A 3067-nucleotide genomic window follows, 5' to 3' on the forward strand; every position below is an offset into this window, starting at 1 on the left:
TGCCTGTTTCAAGATGGACATGATCTGACTGTCAGTAAATTTAGATGTTTTCATGCAGAATCTCCTGCTCGTATCTTAAGAGAAAATTCTACTTTTAGATCCTATTATTTTTAGGGGGGATTACCATATCTATGAAATTTGTAAATTCATCTTTAAATAAAATAATTTAAATAAAACTAAACCTCTTGCGAAAGTAAAAACCACCTCAATATAAATTTCATGAGATATCAGAAATTAAATCGTTTTTCAGATTCTGAATTCAAACGCTTGGTTGGCGTACCTCGACAAGTTTTTACTGAAATGGTCGAGGTTTTAGAAAAAGCAGAATCACTCAAAAAGAAATCAGGTCGTCCTCATACTTTAGATATAGAGGATCAGTTGTTATTAACTCTCAATTACTTACGGAACTACAGCACTCAACTGGAATTAGCGGCAAATTACCATATCGCTGAAAGTAATGTGAATCGAACCATTAAAAAGGTTGAAGATGCATTGATGAAATCAAGACGTTTTACTCTGCCAAAACGAAGCATTACCACAGCAGACGAACACTTTAACTGGGTCATTATTGATGCGACAGAATGTTCAATAGAACGTCCGAAAAAAAAATCAGAGTAAGTTCTACAGTGGTAAAAAGAAGAAACATACGCTAAAAGCACAAGTGATCTATCATCCGAACAGCAAACAAATCATAGGGCTAGATATATCGAATGGCAGTCAGCATGATATTAAATTGGCAAGAAAAACGGTTAAGAAATTCAAACATTGTGAATATGTTATGACCGATTTAGGGTACTACGGATTAGAGCAGGATGGTTTTAAATTATTGATGCCCATAAAGAAAAAGAAGAATTCCCCCTTATTTAAGGCTGAGAAAAAGTACAATAGAATGATTGGAAAAATACGAGTTGTGATCGAACATATCAATAGTCAATTGAAAAGATTTAGAATATTAAGTGAACGCTATCGAAATAGACGGAAAAGATTCGGTTTACGCATTAATTTAATCGCTGCATTGGTAAACCGGATAAACTTGCAATAATGACTTTCGCAAGAGATCTACTATTGTTAAAATAAAGTTATATAAATTTTTAAAGTATTGATAGTGAGTAGTTATGAGTCTTTTTTATGAAAACTTTAGAGATTTTGAAGATGCTGGTAAAGCCATTTTAGAGTATTTACATAATCACTTAGGTTTTAATTTATGGATGATTACTCGTACAGAAGGTAATGATTGGATAGTTCTTCAAGCTAAAGACAGTGGATATGGAGTAAAAGCAGGACAAGTTTTTAATTGGACTGATTCATATTGTTCTAAGATGGTACTAGGCAAGGGGCCACGTATAGCACATGATTCAAAAAAAATTCCATTATATGAAGAGGCTGGAATTAATAAGGTAGTGGATATAAATGCATATATAGGTCAACCTTTATTGAATGAAGATGGCTCTGTTTTCGGTACATTATGTGCTATTGATCCATCAGTACAGCCTAAAAGTATAGAACAATATAGTGATTTATTAGAATTGTTTAGTTTATTACTCAGTCGAATTTTACAGAACGAAATTAAAATAAATGAACAAAAAAGAATTAGCGAAAAACTTGAAATGGAGTCGCTAACAGATCACTTAACAGGAGCTTTCAATCGTCGTGCTTGGGATAAACTTTTAGATTTAGAAGAAAGTCGGTGTAAAATTTACGGACACTCAACAACAATTATTGTCATAGATTTAAATGATTTAAAATATATAAATGATAAATTTGGTCATTTAAAAGGTGATCAGATGATTCAAGAAACAGTCCAAATTATCAAAAGAACTGTGCGCTCTAATGATTTAGTTGCACGTTTAGGAGGAGATGAGTTTGGTATTTTAAATATTGAAACTAACTTAGAAAATACTCAAAAACTAGCAAATCGAATTTCAGAATCCTTAAAACAGGCTGGAATTAATGCTGCTATTGGTGTTGCAGCACGTCAACCAGGGACGGATTTACAACAAACAGTAGTTGAAGCAGATAAGCAAATGTATAGACATAAACGTCAAATCAAAGATATGTCTCAATAAGGTAATAAAATTAAGTTTTCCTACAATTAACATAATGGTGGTTATACGCAATACACTTGTATATTAATATAAATATCAGATACTTAATAAAACCTTAAAAAGCCAAAAATGCAAAAAAAGCCGATTTTGAAACAAATCGGCTTTTTTATGAGCAGTTTTGATATTTTTTGCCAATAAAAATTGGCTAAATTTTGCAAAATTTACAATTTTGTATTAACATTTTTATATTAACAAAAAGCGATACAACTATGGAAATTGAGTTTTCATGGGATGAGCATAAAGCAGATACAAACCTCAAAAAACATGGTGTAGCTTTCGAAGATGCAACTTTGGTTTTTTATGATGCCTATGCCGTCTTCAAACAGGATCGCTTTGAAAATGGTGAATATCGTTGGCAAGCGATAGGTATGGTACATGGGCAAGCTGTTTTATTGGTGGCCCACACAGTACAAGACCATAATGGGATGGATCATATCCGCATTATTTCGGCACGACAGGCAGAGAAAAAAGAGAGGAAACAGTATGAGCAAAACCGTTACTTACAAAATGGATTTGAATAATCCTCCTGTTTTGTCTGAAGAACAAAAGGCAAGACTGGAAGCATTAGCTAAACGTCCAGACAGTGAAATCGATTTTTCAGATATTCCTGAACTTGATGACAGCTTCTGGAAAAATGCAGTGCAAAATCCATTTTACAAGCCGACTAAACAAGTAACTACGGTTCGCATCGATGCAGATGTCATGCAGTGGCTAAAAGCCCAAGGCAAAGGCTATCAAACACGAATGAATAAAATTTTACGGGATGCCATGCTTAAAGAATTAAAAAATCATCAATAAAAATGGGAGCTTAGGCTCCCATTTTTGTGTTATTCCTAAGTAGAAATGTCCTACCTAATAACCAAATAGAAATGTCCTATATGGACAATTCCAAGTCAAGCACAGGATTTAGATTTCGTTCTTTGATTGCTATTTTCTGTGCACGTCTGCTTGGCATCTTTTGA

The 3067-nt window shown here is 33.4% G+C and carries 4 protein-coding genes; all 4 read left to right on the forward strand.

Translation table 11 applies throughout. From position 1 onward, the window contains the following. The first annotated feature begins 219 nt into the window (after positions 1 to 219). Positions 220 to 1042, forward strand: a protein-coding gene (locus HX743_RS15730; protein ID WP_100243228.1) for an IS5 family transposase whose coding sequence is annotated in 2 segments (ribosomal slippage) — positions 220 to 600 and positions 602 to 1042 — 822 coding nt in all. Because the reading frame shifts where the segments join, the coding sequence is not laid out codon by codon here. A 73-nt stretch (positions 1043 to 1115) separates the two neighbouring features. Then, positions 1116 to 2066, forward strand: coding sequence for a sensor domain-containing diguanylate cyclase (locus HX743_RS15735; protein ID WP_096902862.1), 951 nt, complete (start codon positions 1116 to 1118; stop codon positions 2064 to 2066). A gap of 248 nt (positions 2067 to 2314) precedes the next feature. Next, positions 2315 to 2626, forward strand: coding sequence for a BrnT family toxin (locus tag HX743_RS15740; protein WP_063454728.1), 312 nt, complete (start codon positions 2315 to 2317; stop codon positions 2624 to 2626). Then, a complete protein-coding gene (locus tag HX743_RS15745; protein ID WP_038350244.1) occupies positions 2589 to 2903 on the forward strand; it encodes a BrnA antitoxin family protein in 315 nt (104 codons plus the stop codon). The genes HX743_RS15740 and HX743_RS15745 overlap by 38 nt, the downstream gene beginning before the upstream one ends. Positions 2904 to 3067: the final 164 nt, after the last annotated feature.

Origin of the sequence: Acinetobacter sp. Swhac1 (assembly GCF_013390985.1) — a bacterium.
Lineage (GTDB): Bacteria > Pseudomonadota > Gammaproteobacteria > Pseudomonadales > Moraxellaceae > Acinetobacter > Acinetobacter towneri.